The 24,510-nt window shown below is 67.7% G+C and carries 25 protein-coding genes; 17 read left to right on the top strand and 8 right to left on the bottom strand.

Annotation, left to right across the window (positions count from 1 at the left end):
• Nucleotides 1-90 precede the first annotated feature (90 nt).
• Together AC3A4E_RS03835 and AC3A4E_RS03830 are read right to left on the bottom strand one after the other, a co-directional pair.
• Nucleotides 91-588: a CIA30 family protein gene (locus AC3A4E_RS03835; protein ID WP_487630241.1), complete on the bottom strand. Its 498-nt coding sequence runs from the start codon at nucleotides 586-588 to the stop codon at nucleotides 91-93.
• Nucleotides 585-1,565: an NAD(P)H-quinone oxidoreductase gene (locus AC3A4E_RS03830; RefSeq protein WP_487630240.1), complete on the bottom strand. Its 981-nt coding sequence runs from the start codon at nucleotides 1,563-1,565 to the stop codon at nucleotides 585-587. Before AC3A4E_RS03830 ends, AC3A4E_RS03835 begins: the two co-directional genes overlap by 4 nt.
• 262 nt (nucleotides 1,566-1,827) lie before the next feature.
• On the opposite strand from AC3A4E_RS03830, the gene AC3A4E_RS03825 reads away from it, so the two are divergent.
• Entirely contained in the window at nucleotides 1,828-2,376 is a 549-nt protein-coding gene (locus AC3A4E_RS03825) for a DUF805 domain-containing protein (protein ID WP_487630239.1), read from the top strand.
• A gap of 69 nt (nucleotides 2,377-2,445) precedes the next feature.
• On the opposite strand, the gene AC3A4E_RS03820 is transcribed toward AC3A4E_RS03825, so the two are convergent.
• Nucleotides 2,446-2,793 (bottom strand): hypothetical protein, encoded by a 348-nt coding sequence (locus AC3A4E_RS03820; RefSeq protein ID WP_487630238.1) that lies wholly within the window; start codon nucleotides 2,791-2,793, stop codon nucleotides 2,446-2,448.
• Between the two features lie 158 nt (nucleotides 2,794-2,951).
• Here AC3A4E_RS03820 and AC3A4E_RS03815 point away from each other — a divergent pair, with 158 nt between their 5' ends.
• The 6 genes from AC3A4E_RS03815 (at nucleotide 2,952) to AC3A4E_RS03790 (ending at nucleotide 9,505) form a co-directional block, all read left to right on the top strand.
• Nucleotides 2,952-4,127: a GAF domain-containing sensor histidine kinase gene (locus AC3A4E_RS03815; protein WP_487630237.1), complete on the top strand. Its 1,176-nt coding sequence runs from the start codon at nucleotides 2,952-2,954 to the stop codon at nucleotides 4,125-4,127.
• 443 nt (nucleotides 4,128-4,570) lie between these two features.
• Complete coding sequence (locus AC3A4E_RS03810; protein ID WP_487630236.1) at nucleotides 4,571-5,434, top strand: hypothetical protein; 864 nt, start codon at nucleotides 4,571-4,573, stop codon at nucleotides 5,432-5,434.
• Nucleotides 5,435-5,445: 11 nt separating this feature from the next.
• Entirely contained in the window at nucleotides 5,446-6,684 is a 1,239-nt protein-coding gene (locus AC3A4E_RS03805) for a DUF4785 domain-containing protein (RefSeq protein ID WP_487630235.1), read from the top strand.
• A 270-nt stretch (nucleotides 6,685-6,954) separates the two neighbouring features.
• Complete coding sequence (locus AC3A4E_RS03800; protein WP_487630234.1) at nucleotides 6,955-7,971, top strand: AraC family transcriptional regulator; 1,017 nt, start codon at nucleotides 6,955-6,957, stop codon at nucleotides 7,969-7,971.
• 91 nt (nucleotides 7,972-8,062) lie between these two features.
• On the top strand, nucleotides 8,063-8,977 hold the full coding sequence (locus AC3A4E_RS03795) for a type 1 glutamine amidotransferase domain-containing protein (protein WP_487630233.1): 915 nt from the start codon (nucleotides 8,063-8,065) through the stop codon (nucleotides 8,975-8,977).
• Nucleotides 8,978-9,049: 72 nt separating this feature from the next.
• Complete coding sequence (locus AC3A4E_RS03790; protein ID WP_487630232.1) at nucleotides 9,050-9,505, top strand: nuclear transport factor 2 family protein; 456 nt, start codon at nucleotides 9,050-9,052, stop codon at nucleotides 9,503-9,505.
• Nucleotides 9,506-9,690: 185 nt separating this feature from the next.
• Here the strand turns inward: AC3A4E_RS03790 and AC3A4E_RS03785 are convergent, their stop codons facing one another.
• On the bottom strand, nucleotides 9,691-10,434 hold the full coding sequence (locus tag AC3A4E_RS03785) for a DUF4142 domain-containing protein (protein WP_487630231.1): 744 nt from the start codon (nucleotides 10,432-10,434) through the stop codon (nucleotides 9,691-9,693).
• A 142-nt stretch (nucleotides 10,435-10,576) separates the two neighbouring features.
• Between AC3A4E_RS03785 and AC3A4E_RS03780 the strand changes: the two genes are divergently transcribed.
• From AC3A4E_RS03780 to AC3A4E_RS03760, 5 genes are all read left to right on the top strand, one after another.
• Nucleotides 10,577-11,296 (top strand): hypothetical protein, encoded by a 720-nt coding sequence (locus AC3A4E_RS03780; RefSeq protein WP_487630230.1) that lies wholly within the window; start codon nucleotides 10,577-10,579, stop codon nucleotides 11,294-11,296.
• A 35-nt stretch (nucleotides 11,297-11,331) separates the two neighbouring features.
• Entirely contained in the window at nucleotides 11,332-11,682 is a 351-nt protein-coding gene (locus AC3A4E_RS03775; RefSeq protein WP_487630229.1) for an excalibur calcium-binding domain-containing protein, read from the top strand.
• A 278-nt stretch (nucleotides 11,683-11,960) separates the two neighbouring features.
• Nucleotides 11,961-13,076, top strand: a complete 1,116-nt coding sequence (locus AC3A4E_RS03770) for an ATP-binding protein (RefSeq protein WP_487630228.1) — start codon at nucleotides 11,961-11,963, stop codon at nucleotides 13,074-13,076.
• A 383-nt stretch (nucleotides 13,077-13,459) separates the two neighbouring features.
• Complete coding sequence (locus AC3A4E_RS03765) at nucleotides 13,460-14,293, top strand: response regulator transcription factor (RefSeq protein ID WP_487630227.1); 834 nt, start codon at nucleotides 13,460-13,462, stop codon at nucleotides 14,291-14,293.
• A 229-nt stretch (nucleotides 14,294-14,522) separates the two neighbouring features.
• On the top strand, nucleotides 14,523-15,926 hold the full coding sequence (locus AC3A4E_RS03760) for an alpha/beta fold hydrolase (protein ID WP_487630226.1): 1,404 nt from the start codon (nucleotides 14,523-14,525) through the stop codon (nucleotides 15,924-15,926).
• Nucleotides 15,927-15,965: 39 nt separating this feature from the next.
• Here AC3A4E_RS03760 and AC3A4E_RS03755 read toward each other — a convergent pair whose 3' ends face one another.
• On the bottom strand, nucleotides 15,966-17,072 hold the full coding sequence (locus tag AC3A4E_RS03755) for an LBF_2804 family protein (RefSeq protein ID WP_487630225.1): 1,107 nt from the start codon (nucleotides 17,070-17,072) through the stop codon (nucleotides 15,966-15,968).
• Nucleotides 17,073-17,305: 233 nt separating this feature from the next.
• Nucleotides 17,306-18,370: an SDR family oxidoreductase gene (locus AC3A4E_RS03750; protein ID WP_487630224.1), complete on the bottom strand. Its 1,065-nt coding sequence runs from the start codon at nucleotides 18,368-18,370 to the stop codon at nucleotides 17,306-17,308.
• An 84-nt stretch (nucleotides 18,371-18,454) separates the two neighbouring features.
• On the opposite strand from AC3A4E_RS03750, the gene AC3A4E_RS03745 reads away from it, so the two are divergent.
• Nucleotides 18,455-18,838: a winged helix-turn-helix transcriptional regulator gene (locus tag AC3A4E_RS03745; RefSeq protein WP_487630223.1), complete on the top strand. Its 384-nt coding sequence runs from the start codon at nucleotides 18,455-18,457 to the stop codon at nucleotides 18,836-18,838.
• A gap of 438 nt (nucleotides 18,839-19,276) precedes the next feature.
• Entirely contained in the window at nucleotides 19,277-19,912 is a 636-nt protein-coding gene (locus tag AC3A4E_RS03740) for a class I SAM-dependent methyltransferase (RefSeq protein WP_487630222.1), read from the top strand.
• 186 nt (nucleotides 19,913-20,098) lie between these two features.
• Here the strand turns inward: AC3A4E_RS03740 and AC3A4E_RS03735 are convergent, their stop codons facing one another.
• Nucleotides 20,099-20,281 (bottom strand): hypothetical protein, encoded by a 183-nt coding sequence (locus tag AC3A4E_RS03735; RefSeq protein ID WP_487630221.1) that lies wholly within the window; start codon nucleotides 20,279-20,281, stop codon nucleotides 20,099-20,101.
• Between the two features lie 378 nt (nucleotides 20,282-20,659).
• Here AC3A4E_RS03735 and AC3A4E_RS03730 point away from each other — a divergent pair, with 378 nt between their 5' ends.
• Entirely contained in the window at nucleotides 20,660-20,812 is a 153-nt protein-coding gene (locus AC3A4E_RS03730) for a hypothetical protein (protein WP_487630220.1), read from the top strand.
• A gap of 128 nt (nucleotides 20,813-20,940) precedes the next feature.
• On the opposite strand, the gene AC3A4E_RS03725 is transcribed toward AC3A4E_RS03730, so the two are convergent.
• Entirely contained in the window at nucleotides 20,941-21,492 is a 552-nt protein-coding gene (locus AC3A4E_RS03725; protein ID WP_487630219.1) for a hypothetical protein, read from the bottom strand.
• 315 nt (nucleotides 21,493-21,807) lie between these two features.
• Here AC3A4E_RS03725 and AC3A4E_RS03720 point away from each other — a divergent pair, with 315 nt between their 5' ends.
• Together AC3A4E_RS03720 and AC3A4E_RS03715 are read left to right on the top strand one after the other, a co-directional pair.
• Nucleotides 21,808-22,722, top strand: coding sequence for a hypothetical protein (locus AC3A4E_RS03720; RefSeq protein ID WP_487630218.1), 915 nt, complete (start codon nucleotides 21,808-21,810; stop codon nucleotides 22,720-22,722).
• A 467-nt stretch (nucleotides 22,723-23,189) separates the two neighbouring features.
• Nucleotides 23,190-24,497 (top strand): putative bifunctional diguanylate cyclase/phosphodiesterase, encoded by a 1,308-nt coding sequence (locus tag AC3A4E_RS03715; RefSeq protein WP_487630217.1) that lies wholly within the window; start codon nucleotides 23,190-23,192, stop codon nucleotides 24,495-24,497.
• The last annotated feature ends 13 nt before the right edge of the window (nucleotides 24,498-24,510 follow it).

Here is a 24,510-nt window from a genome sequence, read left to right as displayed (position 1 = left end):
ACGGCCGCAGATGATGACTACACCTGTAGTCATCACCACGTGCCGAAGGTCATGCCGGGCGTGTGTGCGCTGCGCAAACAGCCGTCTGCATCACACGGCCGGCCGGATCCATTCGACGTCCAGTGCGAAGTCACCCGCACGACCATCGCCGATCAACAGGCCGACCTCTTCGATCTTCGACGTATCGAGAACTTGGTCGTCGAGCACGGTGCCGCGCCAGGTGGGCTGCATGTCGGCGAAGGCGATTGCGACTTCGACCCAGGCGCCCGCGATGGTGTCGAAGTCACCGCGCCAGGACACGTTCGAGCCGCGATGGCGGGCATCGGTGGCGATGCGCAGCTGGCAGGCGCGGCCATCGCCGCGGACGCGCAGATGCAGCGCGGTGGCATTGCCGAGATCGAAGGCACCGCGCGCGCGGATCGAGGCGAAGCCGCCGTTGTCCTCGAGCGACGTCGTGCCAGTGAACTGCAGCAGACCATCGCGTACGGCGACATGGCTGCGGGAGTGTCCGCCCATCACGTCGTCGTCGAGGGTGATCCAGTGCGCGTCGACCGTGCCGACGGCGAACGATGCGGGCGCGGTGCTCATGCGACTTCCAACACCACCTTGCCGAAGTGCTCGCCGCCTTCCAGATACGCATGCGCGGCAGCGGCTTCGGCGAGCGGGAATGTGCGGTCGATGATCGCGTTCACCCGGCCGTCGGCGATCCACGGCCAGACGACGTGCTCGACCGCGACCGCGAGTCGCGCCTTCTCGTCGGCACTGCGTGGACGCAGCGTGGAACCGGTGAGCACCGCCTGCTTCTGCATCAGCTTCATCACCGGCACCTGCAGCGTCGGCCCGCCGAGACTTGCGATGTAGACGACGCGGCCCTTGGGGTTCAGCGCATCGAGCGTGGCCTCGAACGTCGGCGCGCCGACCATGTCCAGCGCCACATCGATGCCACCATGCGCCTTGGCGGCCGCGCTGAAATCCTCGCGTTGCGTGTCGACCGACACATCGGCGCCGAGCTGCCGGGTGCGCGTCGCCTTGTCCGCGCCGCGGCTGCTGGCCAGCACATGCGCGCCGGCGGCCTTCGCCATCTGGATCGCGGCCACGCCGATGCCGGAGGTCGCGCCGTGCACCAGCAACCACTCGCCGGGCTGCAGCGCGCCGTGTTCGAACACGTTGGCGTACACGGTGAAGACGGTCTCCGGCAGCGCCGCGGCGTGGGCCCAGTCGAGCCCGTCGGGAATCGGCAGCACGTGACGCGCGTCGGCCACGGCGTACTGTGCATACCCGCCGCCGCCCAGCAAGGCGCAGACCCGGTCGCCCGCTTTCCAGCGTCCGGCGCCACTGACGATTTCGCCCGCGACTTCGAGCCCCAGGGTCTCCGGCGCGCCGGGCGGCGGCGGGTACTTGCCGCCGCGCTGGACGATATCGGGCCGGTTGACGCCCGCCGCACGGACGCGGATCAGGACTTCGCCATCCTTCGGCACCGGCCGCGGCAGCTGCACCGGATGCAGTGCGTCGGCATCGCCCGTGCCACCCCGGATGGCGATGGCGGTCATGGTCGTCTCTGGCATGGCGGGATCCTGCGGTCGCGAGCCTGGCTCGCCGAAGGCGTCACTCTAGAGTTGCGTGCGTTGCGGCCGGGTGTTGCCGGGGCGCAAAGCTCGCCCCGTTCCGGTGCGGACCCCGCGCACGCGCGATATGGAACGCGCAGACTGCGCCCTGGCAGCGCGGTGCCGGGCCCGTGTCATGCCGATGTCGGGTCCGAGTCGTCACGGGTGGGCGTCCTGCGGCACGATGATCGCCGCATTCCGGGACCGATCACCGAGCCGCCCCATGCATATCGACAGCGCCTATCTCCGCGAACTGCGCACCGGCCGACGCTGGTCGCAGGAACAGCTGGCCGAACTCAGCGGCCTGAACCTGCGGACCATCCAAAGGCTCGAGTCGGGCGCGAAGGTCTCGACTGAATCCCTGCGCGCACTGGCCGCGGTCTTCGAGGTGCCGGCCGAGCGCCTGCTGCTGGGCACGTCACCCGCAGGCCAGCCGGCGCTCGCCGCGATGCGCGCCGGCGTGCTGCGCGGCCTGGATTTCAGCGGCACCACCGGGCGTGCGGATTTCTGGTGGTTCGCGCTCGCCATGCTGATGATGTTGGGGCTCGCCAGTCTGCTTGCCGCGGAGACCGGACCCCTGCCCCTGCAGATCGCATCGCTGCTCGTGCTGCTGCCCTGGATCGCCGCCTGCACCCGACGCCTGCGCGACGCCGGCCTCGGTCCCTGGTGGCAGCTCATCAGCCTGGTACCGGTGGCCGGTCTGCTGGTGCTGCTATGGCTGCTGACCTTTCCGACGCGAACCGCTGCGCCGCGCGTCGCCGCCACGGGCTGACGCGACACGCTGCGCGGACACATGCGACCGCTGCCAAGCGTGGCCGGCATCCGCGTCGACGCAGGCGCATCAAACGCCGTGCGCGTCGTACTCGCGCAGGAACGTCTCGAGTGGCACGAGTGCCTTCGGCGGCAAATCCTCGTCCAGCAGCGGCGCGACGTTGCGACGCGCCCCGATCCAGCGCGCCATGAAACGCCTGGCCTGCGCCGGTGACGCCGCCGTGCCGGCGTACTCCCTCCGCCGCCAGCGGATCCAGTAACGCCCGCCCGGATAGATCGCGCCGACCGTCTTGCCCTTCCACATCAACAGGGTCGCGCCGGCGCAGGCACGCCACTCGTAGAGCAACGGAATCGTCCGCGGCGCCCGCCGGGCCACCGTGATCTCTTCCCGCAGCAGGGGGTTGGTCTGCCATTCCATCGGCGCAGCGTGTCCGAGGCGTGGCGCATGGCGTGAGACGTGACCGCACATTCCGGATGCGATCCCCGACAGGCGGGCCCTGTGATGGCCTCGTGCGACGACTGCACGTGCCGCTGCCGCCCGACGTGGCAGAATCCGCCACCCCCTCGGAGTGATCCATGCATCAGGCCGCCGCAAAGTTGCCCGCCCACGCCGAATCCCGGCGCCTGACCGCGCTGCGCAGCTACGGGATCCTCGACACGTCCGCGGAAACGGTGTTCGACGACATCACCCGGATCGCAGCCGCAATCTGCGGCACGCCGATCTCGGTGATCAACCTGATCGACGCCGACCGCCAGTGGTTCAAGTCCGAGATCGGCCTGGGCGTGCGCGAGACGCCACTCGATACGTCGATCTGCGCACACGCGATCCTCGAACACGATTTTCTCGAAGTTCCCAACACGACCACCGATGCGCGTTTCGCCAGCAATCCGCTGGTGACCGGCGACCCGGGCCTGCGCTTCTATGCCGGCGCGCTGCTGAAGACGCCCGACGGCCTGCCGCTGGGCACGGTGTGCGTCCTCGACACGGTGCCGCGCACGCTGACGGCGGTGCAGATCGACACGCTGCAGGCGCTCGCGCGGCAGGTGATGGCGCAGCTCGAACTGCGCCGCATGCTGGTCGAAGCGCAGGCCCTGAACCAGCATCGTGCGCGCGTGCTCGCGACCGCGGGCCACGACCTGAAAGGACCGTTGCGCGCGGCGCTGTACGCGCTGACGAAGGCGCGGACCGCAGAGGGCGACGACCGCGCCGCACGTCTCGAAAGTGCCGAGCAGGACCTCGCCTACATCAACCAGAAGTTCGGCGACTTGATCGCCGGCGCCACCGGCAAGCGTGGCGCCGCAGCACCGGAACTGCGCCCGACCGACCTGGCACCGCTGCTGGCCGAAGTGGGCCGGGTATGGACACGCGCCGCACGGCGCAAGCAGATCGAACTGGTCGTCGATTCGTCGGCCTGCACCGCCAGCACCAATGCCGGCCTGCTCGAAACCCTGCTCGGCAACCTGGTGTCGAACGCGATCAAGTACACGCCCGACGGCGGCCGCGTGACGATGGATTGCCGTGTGGGCGACGACACCATCGACATCGTCGTGGCCGATACCGGCATCGGCATGGACGCCGCGCGGGTCGAGGATTACTTCGCCGCATTCCGCCAGGCCGACGCCGCATCCGAAGGTCTCGGCATCGGCCTGTGGCTGGTCCGCCAGGCCGCGGACGTGCTGGGCGCACAGATCGACGTGCAGTCCGCGCTGGGCGAAGGCACACGGGTTTCGGTGTCCCTGCCCCGGAACTGAGTCCGCTTGCAGGACGGGTCCACGCGGATCCGTCCGGATCCGGGCACGGATCCGCGAGACCGGACGCACTGCGTCCACGACGCGACGCGCCTTTCAGGCGCTGGCATCGCGTGCGCTTTCGACGATGCGACCAGATGCCGTGCGTGCTGCCTGCAGTGCGGCCAGACAGGCACGTGCGCGTCCCGCCACTTCACCTCGATCGAGACCCGTCCCGGTGCGACGACGCACAGGCCCGCAGCCGTGACCGGCCCCGTGACGCACCGGGGAACACCTGTTTTCAACGCCCGCGTCGTCCGGCGCGATCACGCACTGCGTCATGCCCCACGGCGTCACCTGGGACATGATCGATGCCGGCAGGCCGCGCCTGCCGCACATCCATCGCAGGGGGGCGGTGGTCACCGGCCCGGCATCGACCGGCGCCCATCGAGGGAAGGGAGGGGACCATGCGAATCCACACCGCCGTGCTGGCGGCATTGCTTGCCAGCGCCACCACCACGGGCATCGCCCACGCTGCAACCGGCGTCGCGTTCGTGCACGGCACGAGCCAGCACACCAATGCCGCGGCCGATTACTGGACGCACGCCAACATCGACTCGGTCAGGCAAGGCCTGCCGGACCCGGCCAACTACACCGTCATCAACTGTGATTTCACCCAGTACATGTGGCACGCCGATGCCGCGGGCTGCCTGGCCGGCCAGCTGACGAGCTTCATCCAGAACCGCGGCATCACCGACCTGGTCGTGATCACGCACAGCAACGGCGGCAACGTCATGCGCTGGATCCTGTCCAATCCGACCTGGGACAGCCGCTACCCGCAGATCATCTCGCGCACCCGCTGGGTCAATGCCCTGGCACCGTCCTCGGCGGGCACGCCGCTGGCCGATGCGGTGATGGCCGGCAACATGTTCGAGTCCGCGCTGGGCTGGCTGATGGGGTACCAGAACGATGCCGTCCGCATGCAGCAGGTGGGCTGGATGGCCAACTACAACAGCAACTGGCTGTACGGCACTGCGGGCCGCCCGGCGTTGCCGCGCAACTTCTACGCCGTGGTGGGCAGCGACGTGCGCTCGATGCCGTTCAGCGCCAACGCCACGTGCGGCGGCTACATGCAGAGCGTGGGTCTGGAGTTCACCCAGAACTGGCTGGCCTCGTGCTCGGACGGTTTCCTGGACTGCCGCAGCCAGTCCGCGGCCGGTCTGATCTGGTTCCAGGACACCCAGCGCACCGCCAGCCAGCGCGTGCTCAACCACAACCAGAGCCGGCGCGACTGCTTCGGCCTGGATGTCATCCTGCGCAACGATCTGTGAGGGCCCCGACCATGATCCGATACACCGCATTGTCCCTCGCCCTCGCGTTCGTCCTGCCGGCCGCCGCGCAGTCCCGAGATGCCGCACTGCTGCCACCCGCACGCAGCGACGTGGTGCTGCGCAGTCTCGTGCGTGACGCCCCCGCGTCTCCGGCCACGATCGAACGTGCACCCGTCCGTTTCGCCTGGGCATTGCCTGCCGACGCCGGCCCCATCGAAGCGCCCGCCCCCTATACCGCCACCAGTCGCGAACACTGGCGCGACGTGGACGGCGCCACTCTCGCCCGCGGCCTGCGCCTGCATACCACCGCGCCCGGTGCGCTGGTGCTGATCAGCCCGGCGGGGCCCGACAGCCTGGCGGTGGCACGCGACGCGTTGCAGGTGCGCCAGGCCGGTCGCGTCGTGGCCGCAGGCGAGGCCACCGTCGCGCTTGCGCCGCAGGCTGCACTCGAAGACGCCACCGACACACGCTTCGCGCCCGGCGCACTCGGTTTCAGGCTCAGTCCGGCACTGGGCGTCGGCGAGATCGAGCTGCAGGTGGCCGGCGCGCAGGGGCGTTACGTCGTGCATGTCCGCGAACCCGACAGTCCGGTCGCGCTGCACGTGGACAGTCCGGTGCCCGACTACCGCACCGGCGCGCAGGTCCGCCTGCAGGCGCGCCTCGACAACACTGCGGGCCTTGCGGATCTGCGTGAGATCGGCGGCGTGCTGACCGCCCCGGACGGGCGCGAGATTCCCCTGCGCGGCACACGCACGCCTGCAGGCATCGTCCTGGAAGCCGCCCTGCCGGCCACGCCCTCCCGCGTGCCCGGATTGTGGGAAGCGCATGTCCTGGCGAGTGGTGAAGCCGACGGTCAGCCGGTCCTGCGCGATGCGAAGGTCGCGTTCGAAGTCACCGCGCCGACCGCGCGCCTGCATGGACGACACACCGTGTCGCGCACGGCCGACGGGCAGCTCAGCGTCGACCTGCCGCTGGATGTCGGCAGTGCAGGCCGTTACGAGGCGCGGGCCGTGCTCTATGGCACCGGGCCCGACGGCCGGTTGGCGCCGGTGGCCGTGGGCCACACCGCCGACTGGCTCACGCCGGGCGCCCGTGCGCTGACGCTGGTCTTCCCACCGGACGTCATCTCGGGCAGCCGTGCGCCCTACGAGTTGCGGCAGCTGGGTCTGCACGACCAGGGACGCATGGGCCGGCTCGAGTACCGCGAACGCGCCGCACGCATCGACACGCCGGCGATCCGCGCACGCTGAGGCAGCGTCACCTGCCGCTGGCGGCCTCACCGGTCTCCAGCGGCAGCGCGCGATCGATGCCACATGTCGTGATGCGCGGCGCGGGTCGGATCCGGCGCTGCGGACGCGTACCCACGTCGCCCTGCACTTCGACGTGTCATCGAATGCGTCGGAACGTGCAGCATCGAAGCGATATCGGACTATCCTCCTGACCGTCCGCTGCACACCGGCGCCCCTGGCGTGGCGCGCGGATGCAAGCCGAGGACCACCGGATCGACCGATGACGCACGTGTGCTGAGCCAACACCTCCTGTTCTTCTTCGCCATGCTCGGCGCCTTCAACGGAATCGGCGTGGCGTCGTTCCTGTGGTGGCGCGCCAAGGGTCAGCCGACGCAGCGCTGGCTGGCGCTGCTGATCCTGATGGTCGGCGTCCGCACCGGGAAATCCGTGGCTTTCCACTTCTGGCCGGACATTCCGCTGGTCGTGCTGCAGATCGGCCTGACCGCGTGTTTCATGATCGGACCCTGCCTGCTCTTCCTGGTGCGATCGAGCCAGCGCGACAGCCCCGGCCCCGGCCTGGCCGACCGCTGGCACATCGGCGCGCTGCTGCTCGTCGCCGCAGCCGTGAACCTGCTGTTCCCCTATACCGAGCACGGGGCGCTGTGGCGGGGGGTGATCACGCCGGGCATCAACTACGCATGGCTGGCGTATCTGCTGCTCGCGACCGCGCAGCTGTACGTCCATCGTGCACGTCTCCGTGGCACGCCCTCCGGCGCGCTGCTGCTGGGGGCGCTGGCCGGCATCTGGGTCATCTGGACCGCGTACTACACCGCCGGCTACACCTCCTACATCGTCGGCGCGCTGTCCTTCACCTTCCTGCTGGCGGCGAGCGTGCTGGTCTGGCTGCGCCTGCGCGCCGGCCAGGCACCGATCGAGCCCTACCAGGACCGCCGGATTCCGGAGTCCGAGGCCAGCGCACAGCTGCAGGCACTGGCCGACCTGATGGCGCGTGAGCGGCTGCACCTGGATCCCGCACTGACCCTGCCCCGCCTCGCGCGCCGGCTCGGTGTACCGGCAACCCGGCTGTCGCAGGTGTTGAACCAGCACAACCAGACCTCGTTCAAGCAGTACCTGGCGCAGTTGCGTGTGATCGAGGCCAAGGCACTGCTGCGGCAGACGCCCGCCAGGCCCCTGGAGATCGTCGCCGAGGAAGCCGGGTTCCAGTCGATGTCGACCTTCTACAGCGCCTTCAAGAAGCAGGAAGGCGCCACCCCGGCGGCCTTCCGCGCGGCCCACGCAGACTCCTGAAATCGATTCCCGGACTCCGGGAATGGATTGCAATGCATTGATCTGAAAGGGATCACCTAGCGTACCGGCTCCTTCCTGCGAGCCCGTGCGCATGCATCCGATCCGCCTCCTCCTGTCCCTCCTGCTTCTGGTCCTGTCGCCCTGGATGTGCGGGATCTCCAGCGCCTTCGCGACCCCCGAGCCCGCCGCCTGGACCGGTGCAGACCGTCTGCCGGCTGACGCATCCGCCACCACGACCGGCACCACGCGCACCGCCGCGAACGCCCGACGCGGCACGCCTGCCCGCGATGATCAGGGCCGCATCCTCTTCATCCTCGCCAGCAGCAAGGTCCACGGCACCTCGACGATTCCGGCCAGCATCAGCTTCGGCGAGGTGGTGCACGCCTGGGACACATTCCATGCGGCGGGCTATGCGGTGGACTTCGTGACGCCCGATGGCGGTGACGTGCCGATCCTCGACCCCTATGTCGATGACGACGTGGCGCCGCGCCTCGAAGACAGCCGCATCATGCGCGGCCTCCGCAACACCGCAACGCCGGCACAGATCGATCCCGACCTCTACCGCGCCGTGTATTACGTCGGCGGCAGCAACGCGATGTACGGCGTGCCGGAGCACCCGGTCCTGCAGCGCATCGCCATGCAAGTGTACGAGCGCAACGGCGGCGTGATCTCCGCCGTGTGCCACGGCACCGCAGGCATCGCACACCTCCGGCTCGCGAACGGCCGGTATCTCGTCGCGGGCAAGCGCATCAGCGGCTACCCCGAAGCACACGAAGACCAGGACGCGGACTACTTCAGGCAGTTCCCGTTCCTGATCCGGCAGACGGTCGAAGCCCGTGGCGCCACCTTCCACATGGTGGACAGCCGGGCCCCGCACATCGAAGTCGATGGCCGCGTCGTCACCGGACAGAACTACGCCTCCGCAGCACCCGTGGCCGACGCCGTCGTCGACGTGCTGCGCAGGCTGGCCGCGCACCCGTCACGCGCCGATACGGCGCAACGCTGACGCAATCCCGGCGCCATCGGCAACGCGATGGCGCTGCTGCAAGACCCCACCCACCACCCACAGGACAGACCCATGCACACCGCACACCGCACCACCGCGTTCGCAGCCGCCCTCTTCTTCCTGCTCCCCGCCGGCGCCATGGCCCAGACCAGCGACCGCGACGCGGTCGACCGCGTCATGCAGACCTTCATGCGCGCGTACACGACCGCCGACAACGCGTTGGCGAAAGAAGTATTCCGGAGCGACGGCGTGATGATCGGTACCTCGGAACATCGCGGCCCCGCACTTGTGCAGCGCACCGGCGCACAGTTCGCCGAAGGCTTCGACGGCAAGCCCGCCGCGAACGAGGACCGGCGCAAGCGCAGCTACGAGATCGTCGACGTGGCCCGTGATCTCGCGGCGGTCCGCGTGGACCTGGATTACCCCGGCTGGCGCGGCGTGGACTACGTCGTCCTGATCAAGGTCGAGGGGCAGTGGATGATCGCCAGCAAGACGTGGACCGGCTATCTGACACCCGCCTCGTCGTAACGACGCCGGCGGCCAGCGCCCCGGCAGATCCCGAGCGCCGGGACATTCCGGATCACGCGCGACGAAGCACCGCTGCGCACGCCGCTGACCGAGCGATGCACCCCTGCAACACGCAGCGGTGCACCGCTCCGTTTTTCATTGCGATCGGCATGCGGTACCCGTGCGGACACGGGCCGACAGATGGCTCAGCGCGCGCGCTGCAGACCCCGTGCCGTCTCCAGGTGCGCCGCGATCGCGTCGCGCGTCGCACGCAGGTGACGTGCGACTTCTTCGTCGGTCGCGCTCTGGATGAGTTCACCGTCGAGCTTGGCCAGTGCGTCCTCGTGTCCTTTGACCATGGCATCCACCCAGGCAGTCGCGAACGCATCGTCGCCCAGCGCCGCCAGACGTGCGCGCTCCGCGTCGTGCGCCGCACGCATCGCCGCAATTGCGGGATCCGCGGGCTGTGCTGCGTCACGCTCTGCCGTGGTCGTCGCAGGCGTGTCCGCAGCCGGGTCTGCATCCGTCGTACCGCGCACGGCCGGCGTCTCTACGGCCCCCGCGGCATAGGCACCGGCCACCCCGCTGGACAGCAGGCGACGGCTCGCTTCCAGGTTGCGTGTGTGATCGTCACGCAGCGTCTCGGCATAGCTGCGCACATCGGGTTCGAGCGTTTTCCTGAGCGCATCTTCTGCGGCGGCAATCTCGTGACGGTCGATTTCCTCGACCGTCATCAACGCCTTGCGATCCGCTGCGGAAAGCCGGTCGGCTCCCGCTGCCGTCCGCTCGCCCGTGCGCGTCGCTCCGTCGTCGCGGTCGCTGTCGACGCCCTGTGCGACGGCCGTGGTCTCCACGTCCTGACCGGTGGTGTCGTTGGCGGGATCCTGGTTGTTGCAGGCGGACAGGCCGAGCGCCATCGCGGCGGCAAGCAGCGTGATACGGATATGCATGGGGGCGGCCTCATCGAAGGAAGCGCGAGCCTAGGTCCGCGATCGGGGCGCCGCAGTGAATATCGGACCCGGATATCCCGCTCGCAGATCAAAGCGAGCCGACGCACAGAGCCGCCCCGCCCCCCGGTGGTAGCCTGTCGGAATGGCAGATCAGGGCAGCAGCACGTATATCGACCAGCTCCGTTTCCTGCTTTTGGCAGGCAACGTGCGGGAAGCGCTGCAACTGCTGAATCTCCAGTCCCGGCTGCGGTTCACCGCGCTCTACCGGCTCGGTCCGACCCATGCCCAGAATTTCATCATGGTCGACCGCGACGATGCGCGCGCGCCCTTGATGGACGACATTCCCCACGACGCGACCTACTGCCACCTCGTGGAGGCGATGAAAGCCGAACTGGTGATACCGGACGCATTGTCCGAACCGCGCCTGGCGGAGCACCCGTCCCGCGAGCTGGTGCAGGCCTACTGCGGCGTTCCCCTGCTCGACGAATCCGGCAACGTGTTCGGCACGCTGTGCCAGTTCGATCTGCTGCCGAGCGAGATCGATGCGACCACGCTGGAGCTGATGCACGAGGTCGCAGGCGCACTGGGCCCCAGTGCACTCGTCGACGCGCATCTCCGGCATCTGCAGCAGCAGGCGGATCGCCTGTCGGACATGCAGAGCCTGATCGCAAGCGCGTCGGATGACGTCGAAAGCGCACGCGCTGCGTTTGCCGAATATGCAACGCCGATGCTGCACGATGCGACGAAGAAGCTCTCGCTCGAAGAGGAGTTGGCGTTCGAAGCGCGCATCAGTGCCATCTGGCAACGGATCGAAACCGAGGTCCGATCCCGCGCATCGCTGTCCTCCGCCGCACACGGTTGAACGCATCCGCAGCTGGGCGCGGCAGTGCGCCGCCCGTGCATGTGGCACGTCACCTGCTGCTCGTGCTTGCGCTGACCACCGGCGCCGTCCACGCACATGGCGGCGGCCTCGACAGGCACGGGTGCCACAACGACCGGAAGAACGGCGGCTACCACTGCCATCGCGCACCTGCAGGTGCAGTGCCGCCCCCGGACACACTGCAGCCCGGACGTGTTGCACGCGCGCGACAGTCGCCTTCGCCACAACGCACACCGCACATGTTCCGCAACTGTGCGGAAGCCCGTGCCGCCGGCGCTGCACCGGTCCGTCGTGGCGACCCCGGTTACGGACCGCATCTCGATCGCGACAACGACGGCGTGGGCTGCGAGCCGTACCGCGGACGCTGAGGTCAGCCAGGGCATGCCTGCCGGCAGTGCCATGCCATTTCGACATCGGGGAACCGCCGGTTGTCGTGATCAAGTGGACGCCGGCAGGCCCACCAGCGCGATGTCCTTCAGCGCGCATATGGCGCTTCTGGCGGAATCCCGATGCCCCGAATCCAGCGACCGCACTGACCGCACCCGCAATCGCGATCCCGCGTCGCCCAGGACCTGAACACCGGTTCCGAAGCGACCTATTCAGCCGCTGTACCATGCCCGCTCCCAGAGACTTGGCCGGGTAGATCATGCGACTTGCCGATTTCATCGACCAGAATTCAGCGCAGATCCTTGCAGGCGCCGAGGCCTTTGCAGAAACCCAGGTCCCGACGGGTGTGCAGCTGAGTGCTCGCGATCTGCGAGACCATCTGCCCGAGATTCTCAAGGCGATCGTGCTCGATCTCAGGACCGCCCAGAGCCCCTCCGAACAGCGCGCGAAATCCGAAGGGCGGGCACCCGAGGACACCGGCCCGGAAACGGCAGCCAGCATCCATGGCAGGACGCGTGCGAAGTCCGGATTCGACGTCAACCAGATGGTGGCCGAGTACCGGGCACTGCGTGCATCGGTCCTGCGCCTGTGGTCCGCCGACGCATCGCTGACCGCGGATTCCGCCAGTGACCTGGTGCGCTTCAACGAAGCCATCGACCAGGCGGTGGCCGAATCGCTGGCCGAGTACTCGTCGCAGGTGGAGTCCTGGCGCCAGATCTTTCTGGGCGCACTCGGGCACGACCTGCGGGGACCGCTGACGGCCGTCGTGTTCACGGCCGACATGCTGGTCGAGAAGACCCGCGACACACCGTATGCGCGGCACATCGAGCGCATCCGCAACGGCGGCGAACGCATCAACAAGCTGCTCAACGATCTGCTCGCCTACAGCAGGAGCAAGCTCGGTGCGGACATGGTGCTCCATCGCGAGGACTGTGATCTCGGCGCCGCGCTTGGCGAAGAGGTCGACCTGCTGCGTGCGGCCCTGCCCGATACCCCGATCCGGTTCGAGACGGCAGGCGCGACCGGGGGTGTGTTCGATACGTCGCGTCTCCGGGAGGCGCTGCACAACCTCGTCGCCAACGCGGCCAAGTACGGCAGTCCCGGCACCGACGTGCACGTCGACGTGACCGGCGACGCCGACTGCGTCCGCGTGACGGTCTGCAACGTGGGCGAACCGCTGTCGGACAACGCACTGGACGCGATGTTCGATCCACTGCGACGCGGCGCGAAGCGTGCCTCCACGGACGAACACGTGAGTCTGGGACTCGGCTTGTTCCTCGTACGCGAGATCGCCAGGGCACATGGCGGTGACGTCGTTGCATCCTCGGCCGACGGCGTGACGCGTTTTACGATCTCCCTGCCACGCGACGCGTAACACGCCGGCAAGACCCGGGCGCGCGTGATCCGCACAGGCACGGTCCGACAGAAGTTCAGCGCCGCAGCGATCGGGACGCGCGATCGGCCGCATCGCATCGTTGCACCGCAGGCGACGTGATTCACGCTCGTTCGACGTCGCCAACCGCGTCCGCATCGTGTCGCGGACGCGCCGGGGGACGCGTCGTCTGCGCCTGACGCTTTCGCGATTTCCCGGCCTGCGACGCATCACGCAGGCACCCACGAACGGCCCGTCCCGCATGCGCGCAGCGGCGCCTTCGGAGTCCACCAGCGTCACCTCGAAATTGCCCGCGAAATTCATGCCGGTTTGACGACGCCTTTTTTTTAATCCCGGCCCTCCGGAAACGTCAGGGAGTTGCCGAGATGGGTGTTCCTCACAGGGAAGCGCTTGTTCTTCTGGTCGATGACGATGCCCGCCTGGCGGCACTGGCGGGAGACTGGCTGGAACGCAAAGGCTTCAGGATGGATTTCGCCGCCTGCGGTGCCGACGCCCTCAGCCTGGCGGGCGAGCAGCATTTCGACGCGATCATCCTCGACCTGGATCTGCCGGATATCGGCGGCGTGACCGTCTGCAGGAGGCTGCGTGCGACCTCGAGTCCTGCAACGCCGATCATCATGCTGACCGCCCGCGACAGCCTCGACTGGACGTTGCAGAGCCTGGAAGCCGGCGCGGATGACTATCTCGTCAAACCGTTCTCACCGGACGAACTGGTCGCGCGACTCACCGCGCTGATGCGGCGCAGCCGGCATGAGGTCGCGCCTGAAGTGATCACGCTCGAGGACGTCAGGATCGACCTGCTCGACGGCCACGTGATGCGCGGAGGACGACTCCTCAACGTGTTGCCCACCGGCGCGGCCATCCTCGCGGCGCTGATGCGCGCCCATCCGCGCGTCGTCTCCCGGGAGGACCTGCTGCGCAGCATCTGGGGAAACACCCTTCCCGACTCCGACTCGTTGCGAAGCCATCTCTACCAGTTGCGCAGAGCGCTGAACTCGGGGTTCGCCGAACCCCTCGTCGAAACGATCGCAGGCGTGGGCCTGCGCTTCCGTGCCCCGAAACGCGGTGAACGTATTCCGGGCCACATGCCGGATGCGCACCTCACCGCCGACACGCGCCTGGCCTTGCGCCTGGATCGCATCGATGGCGGCCGCGACGACCTGGAAGACGAAGCGGACCTGGCGGTCACGAGGAACTGACGCGGCGGACGTCTGGACCGGGGGCGATCGCTGCGACTGCAGTGGTCGCCGGTCGATCAGGCAACAGCGGTACGCAGGTACCACGCAGAACGTTTCGCACGAGCGCTGGCGGCGCGGCGCGAGGTCTGGCACTGGCCTGTGCTTCGATACTTTCTGCTTGCGAACGCAGGCATGGGCTTGGCGTGCACCGCCGAATAGACTGCGTCCCGGACTTTCAAGGAACGACCCGATGCGTCTGTACGTCGCCACCCTCTTTCTGCTGACAGGCAGCTGGCTGCCGCACACCGCACATGCAGCGGATACCCAGGTGCCGTGCCCGGATGCGGTGCCGGCGCAGCTGTTCGCGGGCAGCGAATGCACGATCGCCACGTTGCCACTGCGTCACGAAGCACCCGACGACGACGGCATCGAGATCTTCGTCCGCCGCGTGCCGGCCGCCGATGCCGCACGCCGGCGCGGCGAGGTCTGGTTGATCGCCGGCGGACCGGGTGAGCCCGGCGTCTCGCTGCATCCCATGTTCGCCACATTCCGCGCTGCGTTTCCCGATCACGATCTGGTCATTCCCGACCATCGCGGCACCGGGCGCTCCACGCGCCTGTGCCCGGCGCAGGAATCGCCGGACAGTGCCAACGGCGTCGCGCTCGCCGACAACGAATGGGGGCCGTGCATCGGCGCGCTGTACGCGGATGCCCCACGCACGGCGGCCTTCAACATCACCCAGTCCGCGCAGGACCTGTCGGCCCTCATCGCCCGAGACCGCCGTGCGGGCGACGTGCATGTCTACGCGGTGTCATACGGCACCCAGCTGGCCCTGCGCATGCTCCAGGTCGCACCCCAGCCACTCGATGGACTGGTCCTCGATGGTCTGGTGCCGCTGGAGTCCGACACGCAGTGGGACCTGGGCCATCGCACCACCCTCGTCGACGCCGTCGGCCGCGAGGTCCTGGGGCCGGACGCATCCGCCGCTTACGCGGCCGTACTGGCCAACGCTGATCCGCAGGCCGCATGGCGCGCGCATGTTCCCGGCGGCGACCTGCGTCGCACGCTGGGCACGCTGCTGAACTTCCCGACGCTTCGCGATCGCCTGCCGGCCATCATCGACGCCCTGTCCCGCAACGACGCCACGCCACTGCAGGACGCGCTCGCCGCGCTCAAGGACATCCACGCACAACTCACCGCCGACCCGGTCGCGCCGCCTTCGCTGCCGCTGGTCATGCTGATCTCCTCATCCGAGAACAACAGCCGTCCGGACCTCGACCGCGCGACGGTCGACGCCGAAGCGCGCGATGCACTGTTCACCAGCGCGATTCCCGGCTTCCTGGTGGATCCGCCGGTGCCGCTGTATCCGCGCGACCGCTTCTTCGGTGGCACGCCGGATGCGCTGCCGCGCACGCTCGTCATCCACGGCACACTCGATCCGAACACGTCCTACGCAGGCGCACAGACGCACGTCGCCACATTGGCCAAAGCCGGGCCGGTCGCAATGACGACCGTTGAGCGTGGCGCACACATGCTGGCGTTCTTCGCACCGGCCTGCTTCGTTGCGGCGACGAAGGCATTCCTGGACGACGCGGACGTTGCACCGTCCTGCAGTGAGCCGCATCCGGCGCAGCAAGCGAACGCGCATCGCTGACCGGAGCGCAGCGACGACGATCGAACGACACGCGCCGGCCTATGCCGGCGTACAGCGACCTTCGGCAATACGCCGCCGCGCCTCCCGCAATGCATCGCCCATCGGCAGATCGCATGCGATGTACGCGGATTCGAGCACGCGCCGCTGCCGACGGCTGCTGCGCCCGCGCAGCGCGATCGTCGTCGTCATCAACGCCAGCACGGCGTGCTGTGTCGACGCGTCCGCATCGGACAGACGCGCACGCACCTCGCTCCAGTCGGGCACGCGCGCCTCGATGCCAAGCGCCTCGCACAGGTGCGCGAGCAGCAGGTCGTAGTTGGGATGCGCGTCCTCGGCCGCGACGATGAGTTCCGCAACAGCGTCCAGCGCCAGGCGCCGGCCCGTGTCATCCAGCTGTGCGCGCCCGAGCGCCGCGAGCGCTTCGCGGACGGCCAACGGCCCTGCCGCACGCACGCGCGCTTCGCGGATCACCCACCACGCGATCAGCGCGTTCCAGCCCGCAAAGACGGGCACTGCCGCGAAGGGCAACAACACGCGCAGGCCACTGCGCGCCAGCACGCGCCGGGCGAGGATGCGCACGAGGAAGCTGGTCGCACCGACTTTGACGCGGTACAGCGCGGTGTACGCCAGCATCTTGAAACGCGAGGCCCGCGCGTAGGGATCGAGACCATGCAGCGAGCGACGCGGATTGGGAATATCGAGCGCCGCGCGGGACAGCCCCGTCACCAGCACGTCCTCGGCATCCTCGCGGGACACCGAAAGACCTGCCGCATCGGCGATGCCCGCGACGCTGCGCAGCAGCACCCAGTACATCGCCAGCAGTTCCAGCAGACTCACCAGCAGCGCGATGCCGCCGTACCACGCCCAGTAGGCCGCGTCGCTCGCCGGTGAGAACAGGGATGGCTCGGCACCGGTGCCCAGCACGTCGCGAAGCCACAGATCCGCCGCGCCGATCAACGCCGCGGACACGGCACCGGCCAGCGCACACAGGCCGGCCGCCCACCACTGCAGCCGGCGCACGCGCGCGCGATCCTCGTCCTGCCACACCCGGATCTCGCCCGCATCGCGACGGCAGCCACGGCGCAGGAACGCCAGGCCGGTGCGCTCGATGACGTTGAGGCGTGCGACGTCCGCTTCTGTATCCACGATGCTCCAGCGCAAACAGGGCGCACGAGTCTAGCGATCGTGTTGGCAAGACCAGATGCACGGCGTGCCGCGCCGGCGTTCGCCATCCATGCATGCACGCATGCCTGCGCTCATCGTCGGACCTCCCGAAAAGTGCAGCGACTGAAGCCTGCACCCCCGGCTTCAGCGCCCAGGCCGGTGCGGTCACCGGCTGGACAGCCATGCACGACGCGACCCTGCACGGAACGCGGGACTTACGGAATCAGGCGTTGTGCGCGCAGCGCTGCGAACAGGTCGAAGAACGCTTCGTCGGTCTGCTGGTATTCGCGGAACCCGAGGCGACGGCTTCTGGACATGTCGGTGAGCACCTCGACCGGACGTCCCAGATCCGCATCGGTGTGCCACGGCGACGCCAGTCGCTGCAGGTCCGGCTCCACCAGGCCATGCGTCCTGGCCAGTTCCGCCCAGCGCGATGCGTCGTCGGCCATCTGCAGTTCCAGCGGACGGACTTCGCCGGTGAACGGCGCAGCTTCGAGCCCGAACCACTCGGCCAGACGCGGCCACATCCAGCTCCAGCGGAACACGTCGCCATTGACCACGTTGAATGCCTGATTCGCAGCCTCGGGCGTTCCAGCCGCCCACACCAGCTGCGATGCCAACAGGCGCGCATCGGTCATGTCGGTCAGGCCGTTCCACTGCACGGCCGAACCCGGAAAGTAGAACGGGCGTCCGCTCGCCTTGCACAGCGACGCGTACACCGCGAGCGTGGTGCCCAGGTTCATCGCGTTGCCCACGGCCTGACCGATGATCGTATGCGGCCGATGCACGCTCCACTGGAATCCGCCGCGGGCCGCCGCCGCGAACACCGCGTCTTCCTGCGCGTAGTAGAAGTTCTCGACGTCGAGACGTCCCTGGTCCTCGCGGAACGGCGTGGCGGGCAACACACCCTGCCCGTAGGCCTCGAACGGTCCCAGGTAGTGCTTGAGTCCCGTCACCAGGGCGACGTGACGGACACTGCCCGCCGGTGCCAGCGCGTCCAGCACGTTCTCCACCATGGCGCGGTTCACGCGGATGTTCTCGGCCTCGCTGGCCTGCCTGGACCAGGTGGTAATGAACACCTGCTCCGGCGCCAGTCCGGCCAGGGCCGCGCGTGTCGCTGCAGCATCGGTCAGGTCCGCCTGCACGCCCGTCACGCCGGGCGGCAGCTGCTTCAGGCCACGTGCGAGCCCGTACACCGACCGGCCCGCCTGCTGCAGCTGCGGCGCCAACGCGCTTCCCACAATGCCCGTTACACCAACAATCAACGCCTCGTGCGCCACACTGCCACCTCATCAGGAAATCGGGCGCCCACCTTAGTCGGCGGGTACCTGCCGCGATAGAAGGCACCAAATGGTACCCATGCGATGAAAGCCGGAACGTCCGAAGACCAGGGACGCGAAGATTGCGCACCCCGACGCGTGCTCGAACTGTTCAGCGCCAAATGGATTTCCATGGTGCTGCACACGCTGGGCAACCGGCACGCGGGCTCGGCCCGCAGCAACGCGCTGCACCGCAGCCTGCCGGGCATTTCGCGCAAGGTGCTGACCCAGACGCTGCGCGACCTCGAGCATGCCGGCGCCCTGACCCGCAACGAGACCGACACGGTCCCGCCCATGGTCGAGTACACGCTGACGCCGCTGGGCGTCACGCTGCTGGAACCGATCGAACTGATCTACGCATGGGCCCGTCGCAACAGCCCCGCGCTGGATGCGCTCGAAGCACGGCCCACATCGCGGCGTCGGAACTGAGACAGCAGGCGCCGGCTCGATCGCGCGTGTCTGACCGGGATGCGCGCCACGCCTGAGCATGCACACCGCGATGCGCGGTGCAGACCCACTCCGCGTGTCGACATACGCCGACGCGACATCGTGTCTTTGCCCCATCAACGATTGCGAACACGCTGCCCGCGGCTGCGACAGATCCGCGCACAACGCCCTTCCTGTCGCGCATGCACTCGGGACGTCACCCGCAACACCCCGTCGCTGTTCGAAGCCCTCGAATCCGTAACGCTGGGGTCGCGCTCTGGCCGTGTGCCGCCACAACGGAAAGATCACAGCCACGCACACATCGCGGGAGGAGGATCCTCTCTTCATGGCCATCGATTCGGGTAGACGGTGCGCGTCTCCCGAGTCCCCTGCCCCAGGCATCCGCGCACGCATCGCATGTCGCACGGCACAGGAGATCCCATGTACGACCCATCCACGCAATCCGAACTGCTGCGTTTCGCACGCGTCGAAACAGGCGCCACCGTCATCGACATCTACCCGGGAGACGGCGACTGGACACGCCTGTTCTCAGACGCGGTCGGGCCCGAAGGACGGGTCTATAGCTTCGTACCCGCCGAGCTGGCCGAGTTCTTCAAGAATGACCCGGTCGGCCGCATGCAGTCGCTCGCGGCGGAGCCGGGTAGAGAAAACGTGGAAGCGGTCTCGACAGACCTGGTGGCGTTCCCGGAGGTCACACGGCAGGCCGATGTGCTGTGGCTGCATCTGTTCTATCACGACCTCCACACCGCGCTGATGCAGTCCAAAAGCGCGACAGCAGCCGCCTTCAATCGCGCCGTTCTCAAACACCTCAAACCCGGTGGCGGCTACGTCATCGTCGACCACGCTGCGAACGCAGGAACAGGCACGAGCGACGCACAGTCGCTGCACCGGATCGACCCTGCGGCCGTCCGCGAAGAAGTGGAAGCGGCGGGTTTCGTGCTGGACGAGGAGAGCACCCTGCTCGCGGACAAGCGAGACGCACATTCAATCAAGGTCTTCGACCCCTCGATCAAGGGCCGGACCGATCGTTTCGCCTATCGGTTCGTGAAGCCCTGAGAGATGCCGTTCGGCGGCCGATGACCCGCCAGAAAAGGCGGCATGGGCAACGGGTCTACTCGCGCCGTCGCGGCCTGCATCGATTGCGGTCGGCTTGCGCACGAACGCGCACCTTCGCGGGCCAGGCGGACCCTATCGCCGTCGGATCTGTCGATCGATTCGACCGCGAGTCTGTCCGACAGGCGCTTAGGGTTCGCTGGCCTCGTCCCGCGCCTTCTTCTCCAGCGCGTCGCGCTTCTCCTGCGCGTCCTTCTTCTCTTGCGCGTCCTTCTTCGCCTGATCGTGATGCCACTTGATGGCGAAGAACATGCCCGTGCCGAGCACGGCAACCTTGAACACGATGAAGACTATCGGGAACCAATCGTACATTCTGATTTCATCCAGGCCGGCACTCGATCACACCGCTCGCGAGGCGCGCAGGCCTCACAACGCTGCTTCAGCAGCTCCAGTTCGGGCGTGCCGGCATCGAGAGCATCTTAGACCTGTCTCCGAGCGCATCCGCGCGACACTTTGTCGCACCTGCGACCTTTGCATTCGCTCGCTTTCCAGCCATCCGCGAACGAGTGGACGACCGCCACTTCTGACTTGCAGCAGTGGCAGGTGCGCCGCGCCGCGAAACGCTTCATTCGAGGATGGAATTCAGCCTGCCCCGCCATTCTCGCGGAGTGGACGGGGCACCTGCATCGTCGCGTTCGACCCCGCTGGAGCCGCGTTCGCACACAGCTGACGCCTCAGCGCAGTCGGTACGTGACCTTCGTTCCCTCGGCGATGTGCCACTTCGACATTGCAGCGCTGCCGCGTCAGCAAACTCGAAGAAGAATTTCGGCATGCGAGCCGCGACTGATCACTGCGCCACCCGATCTTGAACAAGCCGGTGCACAACAGATGATCCAGATCTGAGCGCAATGCGAGATTGATCCGGCATTCGCGACCGCAAGTCGCATCGCCAAGGCCGCACCACGGCGGGCGGCAACCCGCCGCGCCCTGCCCGGGCATCGGCACTGAGGGCCGATGCCCGCGAGTCCGCGTCAGCTGCCGTCCGCGACGCTCACCAGAATGCCGTCGCGGAACGACAGTCGCAGCGACCGAGCACCCTGTCCGACTGCGTCGTCCTCCTGGTTGAGGCCAGCCCGACCCGCCAGACGCTCCGCACCCGTCGCCCGCTGGTTGGCCCGGCTGACGCCGAACGCGGCTGTGGTGCGTTGCTGGACGATCCTGTTTCCGGTCTCGCCACCGACCACACTGCTGACATCGTCTGCCACGCCGAAGGCGCTGCTCGCGGCTTGACGCAATCCGCCCAGCAGACCCCGCTTCGGCGGCGCGCTGGCAGCCGAGTAGTACCAGCTCTCGTAATGAATCGGCTTGTTGTCGGACGACAGCTCGGAGCTGCGTTCGACCCGACGCTGGTCTGCACCCAGCAGCGCTTCGGCATCAGCCGACGTCGTCACGCCCACCTGGAGTCGATCGCCCCAGCACGCGTTGTTCTGCCAGCAGACACCCGTCTGCGCGAATCCCGCCAGCGGCACCAGCGCCAGTCCCAGCACCAATACCCCCACACGCCCCTTCGAAGAACCGAACATTCTGTTCATCCTTGATCCTCTGCGGTTTCGGTGTGCAGACCATCCCCGATCTGCCCATCCCTCGTGCAGAGTGCGCTTTCGACACGGCAAGTCAAGTGCGGCACTGTGACCGCCACGCACACTTTCAGTGACTGCGGGGACGATCATGAAACGTATGCCCGCGAGCCTGGCGCGTGCCTTGAATCACCGATGACGGCCTTGCTGATGGAACTGCATCGAATGTATGGCAGGACCGGACAGGCGATCACCGGGGTGAAACCCTTCACCGCGGCACAATGCATCGATCAGTAGCGCAGATGCTTGAGAGGTGAAGAGATGCGTGATCCAGCCAGCTTTCCGATCGCAGCCAGGTACCGAGGATTCGCCTGCGCTGTTGCGCTGACTGCGTTGAGTGCGTGCGGTGGAAACCAGAGTCTTCCAGCCGAGACCGACGCGCCCCGCACGAAGACCGAATCGATCGCAATCACTGACCCGGCAGACGTGCTGGGCGCGTGGGATGTCGTGTCGTTCGAGGGCTACACGCCTCAGTCGAGAATGGTCGGCTCCACCCGAGCCGCGTATGCGGATTTCGATACCGATGGCGTGCGGCTGCGCATGGAGTGCAACTACGCCGGCCGACGCGGCGCGGTGCGCGCCGGGGTGTTCGAGACCGCGGCAGATGCGGACCACATGCAGACGTTGATGGGCTGCGGCACGGACGGCAATGCACGCGAGGCACGCTACTTCACTTTCTTCGATCAGCGGGCCAGCATCAGGAGTGTCGGCACGCACCGCCTGCTGCTCGAAGCCGGCGACCAGACGCTCATCCTCGAGCGCCCCGAGGTACGCCGGCTTGCCTTCATCCCCACGCCCAGCGAACTGGCAGGCAGCTGGCAACTGCTGGACATCACGCACTACGTGCCGGGTGGCGGTACCCAGGGTACCGGCCTGTCCGAAGCGCCCGGACACCTGGTCTTCGCCGACGGCACGCTCCGGCACACCGCGTGCCCCGAACTGCGCCTCAACTATCGACTCGACGAGACGGGGCGCTTCACCACGCCAGAGACGATGCCGAGCGATCTCGCTTCGCGCTGCCCTGAATTGCGCGTGCAATCCTCGGCCTCCGGGATGCCAAGCTCGGACGACGCGATCGCGGTCCTCTATGCCTCGCCGCTGGCCGAACGCAGCGGGCAGGATGGTCTGCTGCTGTCGACCGAAGAATTCGGGCTGTTCTTGAACCGACTCGACTGAGGCTGGCCTGCCCACGATCGTCCGTGACGCATCAAGGACCGAACCTGGCATCGATGTGTGTCGGATCGCGAAGTGCACCTGGCACCGTTATCCGACCTGCGGCCAGCCGGGTGTCGCGTGGCGGCGCGGCCGATCCTTGATTCTCACGATTGGCCGTTGCCACCCAGCGACGACATGCAGGGATGCGCTGCTCACTCGGCAGCACATCGGTGCCAAGCGCTGTGACAGCGTTCGCATTTGATGACGTCGGGCCGCACGTTTCGGGCCAAAGATGAACGCGGAACCGGCATCATTCCGAACCGTCCGGCGCTGCCTCGAAGCGTGGATCGGTGCGACGGAACGCTCCCCCAATTGACCTTGCCCAGTCAGCCATCTCCCGGGGAGACGAGCTGACGTCGTCACTTCACGCAGCCGCTCAAAGAACGATCAACAGAATGACGGATAGAGACGGGCACGATCAGCACCGGATGCTGAAGTTCGAGAGCACGGCGCGTCGCGAGAAGGTGGCCACCATCCTGTCGCTGACAGGCGTGGCCTGCATCGTTCTCGGGCTGGCGTGGGCGCTGTGCTACTGGTATTTCGACCGCGCGGGACTGTCGCTGCTGTTCGTAGGCGTCATGGTCGTTGGCGTACTGGCACTGGCCCGCAGCAAGCGAAGCGATGGCAGGTCGATCCTGCTCGTCGCCCACGGCATCCTGGTCGCGGTGTGCGCAATCGCGTTGATCGATGCGCCCATCGAGTGGGTGCCGCGATCGGCGCACATGTTCCTGCTCCCGCTGGCGGCCGGGGCGGCTTTCACGTTCGAAGCGCGCGAGCGCTACGGCTCGCTGGTCTTCCCGTTGATCTGCCTGGCCGCGTTCGCCGCGTTCGCGGCCGGCGCACTGGATCCACTGGCGCCGCAGATTTCGCCGCCGCTCGAAGTGCGTGAGTGGGGTGCGCGATCCAACATCCTCATTGCCATCGCGCTGCTGGCGGCCATCTTCAGGATCTATCGGGCAGACGTCGGCAAGCGCCTGCATCTGGAGCGCCAACTGGGCCGGGCCGTGCGCAACGGCGAGATCGAATTGCACTATCAGCCGCAGGTGCGGGGCGACGGCGCGGTCACGGGTGTGGAGGCGCTGGCGCGTTGGCGCCACCCGTCGGGGACGCTGCTGTCGCCCGACGTGTTTATCCCCGTGGCCGAAGAAAGCACGCTGATCAGCGACATCGGACTGGAGGTGCTGCGTCAGGCTTGCGAGAAGCTCCGGGGATGGTCCGAGGGGACGCGCACCCGTCATCTCCGCATTGCCGTCAACGTCAGCCCGATCCAGCTGATGGACGAGGATTTCACGCCGTCCCTGACCGCCGTCATTCGCCAGACGGGCATCGACCCGGCCCTGTTGGAACTGGAGCTCACCGAGTCCGCGTTGTCCACCGACACATCGGCGATCGTCGACAAGATGCGGGCCATCGAGGCGTTGGGGATCACCTGGGCACTGGATGACTTCGGCACCGGCTACTCGTCTCTGGCGACGCTGCGCCAATTGCCGGTACGGAAGCTGAAGATCGACCGCCAGTTCGTGCAGGAAGCGGCCGGCCAGGACAGCGCACAGCGCCTGCTGGGCAAGATCATCGAGATCTCCCAAGTCATGCACATGAGCGCGCTGGCCGAGGGTGTCGAAACCGCGACTCAGCGCGATCTGCTGATCGGGATGGGCTGCGACCATTTCCAGGGCTATCTGTTTGCGCGCCCCATGCCCGAAGCGATGCTGGACGAGTGGCTCAAAGCACAATGAAGCCACGGAGCGG

The sequence above is a fragment of the Luteimonas sp. Soil_N_1 genome (assembly GCF_057656255.1).
The sequence above is the reverse complement of the archived record's forward strand: the minus strand, read 5'-3'. Positions and strand labels throughout refer to the sequence as shown.

What these genes read in the sequence shown, in the direction of transcription:
- AC3A4E_RS03785 (WP_487630231.1), bottom strand. Translation starts at nt 10,434, where the DNA reads ATGCATATCCGTATCACGCTGCTTGCCGCCGCGATGGCGCTCGGCCTG.
- AC3A4E_RS03770 (WP_487630228.1), top strand. Translation starts at nt 11,961, where the DNA reads ATGCGACTTGCCGATTTCATCGACCAGAATTCAGCGCAGATCCTTGCA.
- AC3A4E_RS03830 (WP_487630240.1), bottom strand. Translation starts at nt 1,565, where the DNA reads ATGCCAGAGACGACCATGACCGCCATCGCCATCCGGGGTGGCACGGGC.
- AC3A4E_RS03815 (WP_487630237.1), top strand. Translation starts at nt 2,952, where the DNA reads ATGCATCAGGCCGCCGCAAAGTTGCCCGCCCACGCCGAATCCCGGCGC.
- AC3A4E_RS03740 (WP_487630222.1), top strand. Translation starts at nt 19,277, where the DNA reads ATGTACGACCCATCCACGCAATCCGAACTGCTGCGTTTCGCACGCGTC.
- AC3A4E_RS03790 (WP_487630232.1), top strand. Translation starts at nt 9,050, where the DNA reads ATGCACACCGCACACCGCACCACCGCGTTCGCAGCCGCCCTCTTCTTC.
- AC3A4E_RS03780 (WP_487630230.1), top strand. Translation starts at nt 10,577, where the DNA reads ATGGCAGATCAGGGCAGCAGCACGTATATCGACCAGCTCCGTTTCCTG.
- AC3A4E_RS03725 (WP_487630219.1), bottom strand. Translation starts at nt 21,492, where the DNA reads ATGTTCGGTTCTTCGAAGGGGCGTGTGGGGGTATTGGTGCTGGGACTG.
- AC3A4E_RS03820 (WP_487630238.1), bottom strand. Translation starts at nt 2,793, where the DNA reads ATGGAATGGCAGACCAACCCCCTGCTGCGGGAAGAGATCACGGTGGCC.
- AC3A4E_RS03735 (WP_487630221.1), bottom strand. Translation starts at nt 20,281, where the DNA reads ATGTACGATTGGTTCCCGATAGTCTTCATCGTGTTCAAGGTTGCCGTG.
- AC3A4E_RS03765 (WP_487630227.1), top strand. Translation starts at nt 13,460, where the DNA reads ATGGGTGTTCCTCACAGGGAAGCGCTTGTTCTTCTGGTCGATGACGAT.
- AC3A4E_RS03805 (WP_487630235.1), top strand. Translation starts at nt 5,446, where the DNA reads ATGATCCGATACACCGCATTGTCCCTCGCCCTCGCGTTCGTCCTGCCG.
- AC3A4E_RS03715 (WP_487630217.1), top strand. Translation starts at nt 23,190, where the DNA reads ATGCTGAAGTTCGAGAGCACGGCGCGTCGCGAGAAGGTGGCCACCATC.
- AC3A4E_RS03810 (WP_487630236.1), top strand. Translation starts at nt 4,571, where the DNA reads ATGCGAATCCACACCGCCGTGCTGGCGGCATTGCTTGCCAGCGCCACC.
- AC3A4E_RS03835 (WP_487630241.1), bottom strand. Translation starts at nt 588, where the DNA reads ATGAGCACCGCGCCCGCATCGTTCGCCGTCGGCACGGTCGACGCGCAC.
- AC3A4E_RS03720 (WP_487630218.1), top strand. Translation starts at nt 21,808, where the DNA reads ATGCGTGATCCAGCCAGCTTTCCGATCGCAGCCAGGTACCGAGGATTC.
- AC3A4E_RS03795 (WP_487630233.1), top strand. Translation starts at nt 8,063, where the DNA reads ATGCATCCGATCCGCCTCCTCCTGTCCCTCCTGCTTCTGGTCCTGTCG.
- AC3A4E_RS03825 (WP_487630239.1), top strand. Translation starts at nt 1,828, where the DNA reads ATGCATATCGACAGCGCCTATCTCCGCGAACTGCGCACCGGCCGACGC.
- AC3A4E_RS03745 (WP_487630223.1), top strand. Translation starts at nt 18,455, where the DNA reads ATGAAAGCCGGAACGTCCGAAGACCAGGGACGCGAAGATTGCGCACCC.
- AC3A4E_RS03760 (WP_487630226.1), top strand. Translation starts at nt 14,523, where the DNA reads ATGCGTCTGTACGTCGCCACCCTCTTTCTGCTGACAGGCAGCTGGCTG.